Source organism: Janthinobacterium sp. 1L-D-8-B-C4 (assembly GCF_057291295.1).
The window spans coordinates 1-6,095 of sequence record NZ_JBXAVX010000034.1 but is presented as its reverse complement, the minus strand read 5'-3'; the positions used below and the strand labels follow the sequence as shown (position 1 = coordinate 6,095).

5 protein-coding genes are annotated in these 6,095 nt (G+C 60.0%); 1 reads left to right on the top strand and 4 read right to left on the bottom strand.

Features of this window, described 5'->3' with window-relative positions; all coding sequences use genetic code 11:
- Positions 1-223: 223 nt before the first annotated feature.
- Positions 224-1,303 (bottom strand): tartrate dehydrogenase, encoded by a 1,080-nt coding sequence (locus AC0Z42_RS29620; protein ID WP_485471633.1) that lies wholly within the window; start codon positions 1,301-1,303, stop codon positions 224-226.
- A gap of 103 nt (positions 1,304-1,406) precedes the next feature.
- Between AC0Z42_RS29620 and AC0Z42_RS29615 the strand changes: the two genes are divergently transcribed.
- Complete coding sequence (locus tag AC0Z42_RS29615; protein ID WP_485471632.1) at positions 1,407-2,300, top strand: LysR family transcriptional regulator; 894 nt, start codon at positions 1,407-1,409, stop codon at positions 2,298-2,300.
- Between the two features lie 3 nt (positions 2,301-2,303).
- Here AC0Z42_RS29615 and AC0Z42_RS29610 read toward each other — a convergent pair whose 3' ends face one another.
- The 3 genes from AC0Z42_RS29610 to AC0Z42_RS29600 all read right to left on the bottom strand — a co-directional run bounded on the left by AC0Z42_RS29610 (position 2,304) and on the right by AC0Z42_RS29600 (position 5,879).
- Positions 2,304-3,794, bottom strand: coding sequence for a DUF3482 domain-containing protein (locus AC0Z42_RS29610; protein ID WP_485471631.1), 1,491 nt, complete (start codon positions 3,792-3,794; stop codon positions 2,304-2,306).
- Positions 3,791-5,269, bottom strand: coding sequence for a DUF2868 domain-containing protein (locus AC0Z42_RS29605; RefSeq protein WP_485471630.1), 1,479 nt, complete (start codon positions 5,267-5,269; stop codon positions 3,791-3,793). Before AC0Z42_RS29605 ends, AC0Z42_RS29610 begins: the two co-directional genes overlap by 4 nt.
- Positions 5,270-5,330: 61 nt before the next feature.
- Positions 5,331-5,879 carry a hypothetical protein gene (locus AC0Z42_RS29600; protein ID WP_485471629.1) on the bottom strand — a complete coding sequence of 183 codons (549 nt, stop codon included), beginning with the start codon at positions 5,877-5,879 and terminating at the stop codon, positions 5,331-5,333.
- Positions 5,880-6,095 lie beyond the last annotated feature (216 nt).

Sequence of the window (6,095 nt, the reverse complement as noted above, 5' to 3'; positions counted from 1 at the left end):
TGTTAATTGTTAAAGAACTGTATTCGGTACTGCGTGTTTCGCGCTATCGACAAAGCGTTGTGTTTGTCAGCTGCGAAGAAGGAAGAGTATGAAGCATTTCGCTAAATCCGTCAACACCTTCTTTTTTACAACACCACCGTTTCCGGTGATCCTCAACTGCCGCATTTGACTGCGTCTCATTGGGGAGGCGAACTATAGCAAAGCCGCCCGGCGCCCGCAAGCTTTATTTCAGCAATTGGGCCACCGCCATGCCCATTTCCGTCGTACTGGCGCTGCCGCCCATGTCCGGCGTGCGGGGGCCATGTTCCAGCACCTGTTCGATGGCGTGCAGCACCGCATCGTGAGCGGCCGTGTAATTGGCGTCGCCATTGCCCAGGAAATCCAGCATCATGGCGCCGGACCAGATCATGCCGATCGGGTTGGCGATATTCTGCCCATAGATATCGGGGGCGGAGCCGTGCACCGGCTCGAACACGGATGGAAAGGTGCGCTCGGGATTGATATTGGCCGACGGCGCAATCGCGATGGTGCCGGTGCAGGCGGGCCCCAGGTCGGACAGGATATCGCCAAACAGGTTCGATGCGACCACCACGTCAAAACGCTCGGGACTCAGTACAAAGCGCGCGGCCAGGATGTCGATATGGTATTTGTCCCAGCGCACCTCGGGAAATTGCGGCGCCATGGTTTCCACCCGCTCATCCCAGTACGGCATGCTGATGGCGATGCCATTCGACTTGGTGGCCGACGTCAGGTGTTTCTTGGGGCGGCTTTGCGCCAGCTCGAATGCGTATTTCAGAATACGGTCGACGCCCGTGCGGGTAAATACGGATTCTTGCAGCACGGTCTCGCGCTCGGTCCCTTCGAACATGCGCCCGCCTACCGATGAATATTCGCCTTCGGTATTTTCACGCACCACGTAGAAGTCGATATCGCCAGGCTTCTTGTTGGCAAGTGGGCAAGGCACGCCCGGCATCAGGCGCACGGGGCGCAAGTTCACGTATTCGTCGAACTCGCGGCGAAATTTCAATAATGATCCCCACAGCGAGATATGGTCGGGCACTTTATCGGGCCAGCCGACGGCGCCAAAATAGATGGCGTCAAAATCCTTCAATTGCTCGAACCAGTCGGACGGCATCATCTGGCCGTGTTCCAGGTAATAGTCGCAATTGGCCCACGCCATGGTGGTGAACTGCAAATCGATATTGAAGCGGCGCGCGGCCGCCTCCATGACGCGCAAGCCTTCGGGCATGACTTCGTTACCGATGCCGTCGCCGGCGATGACTGCAATTTTATGGGTGGCCATGGTCTCTTCCTGAGTGGGGTACGGTGCGATGATGATACTAGGGCCGTAACAGAATACAATCAGCGCACCCACAACCCAAGTAGCCACACTTCGTGGACAATCGATGAAACATACTCCTTTGCTGGAAGACTTGCGCCTGTTCTGCCTGGTCGCCCATAAAACCAGCTTTGCCGCCACCGCGCTGGAACTCGGTATCTCGAAGGCGGTCGTCAGCAAGCGCATCGGCATGCTGGAAGACGCCCTTCAGGCGAAGCTGCTGCACCGGACCACGCGCCGGGTCGGCATTACCGACCATGGCGAAATCGTGCGGCAGTGGGCGCAGCGCATCCTCGACGATGTGGAGCAGATGAGCGAGGCGGTGACACAATCCAAATTGCAGCCCCAAGGCGTGTTGCGGATCTGCTCGAGTTCGGGCTTTGGCCGCAACCGGCTGGGTCCTGCCCTGTCGCAGCTGGCGCGCCAGTATCCAGCACTGAAAGTGCAGCTGGAATTGCTCGACCGTCCCGTCGATTTATTGGGTGAAGGTTTCGATCTCGATATCCGCGTCGGCATGGTGCATGAGCCGGACCTGATCGCGCACCGGATTGCCAGCAATATTCGCGTGCTGTGCGCGGCGCCGGCTTACCTGGCGCAACATGGCGTGCCGACCAGCCTGGCGCAATTGCGCGAGCATCAATGCATCGTGATCCGTGAACGCGACCAGGATGGACGGCGCTGGAAATTGCTGGGCCCGCAAGGTGCGGAAACGATCAAGGTGGATGGACAGCTGTCGGCCAACAATGGCGAGCTGGTCCATCAATGGGCGCTCGACGGCCACGGCATTATCTTGCGCTCGGCCTGGGATGTGGAGCACAGCCTGGCGCAAGGCAAGCTGGTGCGCTTGCTGCCCGGCTACCGGCAGGAGGCCGATGTCTGGGCAGTGACCACCTCGCGGCTGTCGAACTCGGCCAAAGTCAGGGTGTGCGTGCAATTCCTGCAGCAATGGCTGCAGGCCTGAGCCTTACACCAGCCGCGGCACATCGGGATACAGCCTGGACAGGGTATCGCCGGCAATTTCCGTGATGGTTGGGGCAAGGCGGGCGGCAGCTTGCTCGGGCGACTTTTCACGGCGCAGCTCCTTCCATGCTTCCAGCAGGGCGCCTTCATGGCGCGCCACCGCCTGCTCGACTTCATCCTGCCAGAAGGCCGGCGCTTCGCTCTCGACAAAATTGCCGCGGCCGCGGCCAAAATGCGCCACCGCCAGATAGCGCAAGATGCCGGCCACCACCAGGGTGCGCAAAAAGGCATCGGTAAATTGCATCGTCGGATGGTTGCGGTCGGTACCGGAATTGAAGCCCCAGGCGGCGCCGGCAAATGTCAGCGCGCCGACCACGCCACCGAGCAAGGCGCCCGCGCCCATGCTCAAGCCGCCGGAAAGCAAGTCGGCCGACAAGCCCGTGGCCGCGCCGGACACCATCGCGCCCAGCAAGCCCGCCTGGGCTTTGTCGATCGGCGCGCGCACGGCAAAGTTGTCGCGTACGCGGGTATTGATCTTGTGCGCATCGGTCGGGTCGAGCTTGTGCAGGATCAGCAGTTCGCGCGTGGTTTCGCCGCTATGGATATTGAGCCGCGCGACCAGGGCCGCCATCGCGCGTTCCTGGCGTTGCTGCTCTTCATTCTTGCCGATGCCCACCACCTGCAAGGCCGATCTGAATAAACCTTTGGAGGCCGTATCGAGCGCCTCGCTGTCCTGCGCCGCCACCGCCAGCTGCGACGACAGCAATTGCATCGCCTGCTGGAAACGGGCGGTATTGTGCGCCTGCCAGGTGGCAAACAAACGGGCATATCCGGCCTGCTGCGAAGCAGGCAGCAACTTGCCGACGGCTTCATAAAAGACGCGCTCGTGCACCCAGCAACGGGCAAAGGCATCGAGCGCCAGGACCTCGCGCACGATCGGATATTGCCGCAGATGTTCGCGCCAGCGCGCCTGCTCGCCGTGCTCGGCATTGCCGGCACGAGGCGGTCCCATCTGGTTCAGCAAGACCACCACCGGTTTGCCCAGCCATTCCAGGATTTTCATTTCTGCCGGCAAATAGCCAGCGTCTTTCGGATGTTCCGACGAATTGACCAGGTACAGCACCACGTCGGCCGCATCCCTGGCCGTGCGCAGCGCCTGCTGACTGAGCCAGAATGGCCGGTCGCGGTAGCGGTCGATCACTTCGCGCAGGAACCAGCCGATGGGATTGCCGGCCTGGCCCAGGCGTTTCAACAGCCGTACCGAGTCGCCAAAACCGGGCGTATCCCACAATTGCAAGGCGTCACCTTCCGGCGTGGCCAGCAAGGTGTGCGATTCGGCAAATACCGTCACGTGGGCGGCGTCGCGCACTTCGCCGATATCGATACCCACCAGGGTGCGCGCCAGGGTGGTCTTGCCATTATTCGTATGCGATATCAAGGCAAACTGGATCTGCACCGCATCGCCCTGCACTTGCTTCTCTACATTCACACTCATGCTGCTGCCGATAGTTTCAGACCCACTCCCGCATCGAGAGGGTGCAGGGCGGGATTGAGCAAATTGACCACCGTGGCCGTGGTCTGATGGAACTGGCAGAACTGCTGCCACAAGGCCACACGTTCCGCGCGGCGGGTATCGTTTTCCGGCACCTCGCCCGCATGCTCCAGGTAAGACGACTCGTCGATCAGCACGGCAACACCACGTGTCGACGATTGCGCCAGGTACGTCAGGAAGGCGCCATGGTTTTCCTTTTCCGGCGTGGCGGTCAGGTTGAACAGGGCCGCCGTGAGATTGACTTGCGCATCGTTCAGGTCGGTATCGCGCAGCACGTCTTTTGGTTCTTCACCATATGAGGTCGACGGGCGCAGCATCACGCGGCCCTGCTCGCCAAACAGCATGGTGGCGATCTGCCCCAGCCCCTTGTGACGCGCCTCATCGACGGTAAAGCTGTAAGGCAACACGCGCAGCAGGCCACCGGTCGACACGCCGATGCTGTCATTGAGTTTGCGAAAATACGGTTGATCAAGGTCGAGCGGAAAGTTTTTTGCCAGCTGCACGGCGCGCAGATTGCTGATTACCGCCAGGATTACGCGCGGCAATACCACCAGCAGGAAGATCGTCGCCGCATACAAATGCACCCAACGCGCGCCGCCTTCGGCCGCCGTGGTTTGCGGAAAGCGCAGCGCTTCGATCTCGGCCAGGGAAAAGCCTTGCAGCGGAAACACGGCAATGGCCGGCGCAAACAGGGTCGACAGCAGGCTGTGCACCTGGCCGGCGCCCAGGAAAGTGCTTTCCCAGCCGGCCGCATATTGCGACAAAAAGCCACGCGCGTACAAGGAAGCAACCGCGCCGATGGCAAACAGGGCCGCGCTCAAGTGGATGGTGCGGCCCAGGCGGGCGGACGTCAGCTTGCGGCTCAGATGGCCCCATTCCACCGAAAAATTCAGCAAGCCCGTGGCCAGCACATGCGGCAGCTTGCGCGGCATCGACAGCTTGCCCACGCTCAGATGGCGCACCAGGCCGGCCTTGGGCCAGCCAAGGGGGTGGGAAGGAATGAACAGCCAGATGAACAGGCCGATATACACCAGCAAATTCCAGACGATGATCAGCAGCAGCGGCGCGGACAATAAATCCACGCGGTGCGGATCGGTAATGCGATCGAGGCCGGCACCCAGCAGCAAGGCCAGGATGGGCAAGGTCAGCGACAATGTCTTCATGCCATTGCGCCGCCTGGCAAATGAGGCAAACGCCGGCGTGCGCTCGGTCAGGCGTTTCAATATCTGTTCGGAACGCTGCTGCAGGAAATCATCGCCCGTCACATCTGCCTGCTTGCCAGAGGCCTGCCACTGGGCCAGCTCGCGCGCACTGCGGCTTGCATACATGCGGTCATCTTCGCTGAGGATTTCCTTTTGCTGATCCGCCGTCTCAATAGCGCGTACCAGCACTACATCTCTCGCAATTAACTCGTTCATGTTGCTCCTGTTTTGTAGAAAACGACAACTCGACAGGGTGATTGTGACGTACTTTTGCGTTTCAGGCCAACGCGTCGTCCGGTTTGAACACGCGATACAGCAGATACACGAGATAAGCGGCGATCCAGGCCGACCACAAGACCGGCGTGAAGGGCAAACTCGCCAACGCTTGCTGCCAGGCGCCCACCATCAGGCCACACACCAGGATGATGCCAAGGACTATGCCGGCCACACGCCGGTCAACCGGCAGCCAGAACAGGCACGCCGCCAGCAGCCACCAGGGAAAGCCATCGCCAGCTGGTACATCGTTGAAGAAAAAGACAGTTTTGGTGCACAAGGGCACGAGCACAGCCGAGCAGGCCAGCACGCGCAAGGCAATACGGCGCGATGCGCTCAATCCCAGTGTACGCAAAGCATCCCATAGCGCCACGAGAATGACGGCGGCGGAGAGCAATATACCCATCAGAACAATGGCGGGATCGGCAGGGACTGAGGCGGAAGGCTGGGACATCATGCCGTCATGGGCACACCAGACGATCAATATGCCCGATATCATCAAGATGGTATCGGGACCTGCGGGTGTTTTAAGGAGTTTTAGCTTGGCCAGCATGGCGAATAGGCTCCGGGTAGGATGGAATAAAACCATCGTACAGAGCCAAGATGAAGAAAACATGACGGGGGTTTTGGCGCTTGCCGCAAAATCACCAGACGAAAAAAAACCCCAACCATTTCTGATCGGGGTTTTTCTCTACTACGAATAACAAGCCTGACGATAACCTACTTTCACACTGGTTGCAGCACTATCATCGGCGCAAAGTTGTTTCAC

Coding starts and splice junctions, on each gene's coding strand:
- AC0Z42_RS29620 (WP_485471633.1), bottom strand. CDS start 1,303: ATGGCCACCCATAAAATTGCAGTCATCGCCGGCGACGGCATCGGTAAC.
- AC0Z42_RS29615 (WP_485471632.1), top strand. CDS start 1,407: ATGAAACATACTCCTTTGCTGGAAGACTTGCGCCTGTTCTGCCTGGTC.
- AC0Z42_RS29610 (WP_485471631.1), bottom strand. CDS start 3,794: ATGAGTGTGAATGTAGAGAAGCAAGTGCAGGGCGATGCGGTGCAGATC.
- AC0Z42_RS29605 (WP_485471630.1), bottom strand. CDS start 5,269: ATGAACGAGTTAATTGCGAGAGATGTAGTGCTGGTACGCGCTATTGAG.
- AC0Z42_RS29600 (WP_485471629.1), bottom strand. CDS start 5,879: ATGCTGGCCAAGCTAAAACTCCTTAAAACACCCGCAGGTCCCGATACC.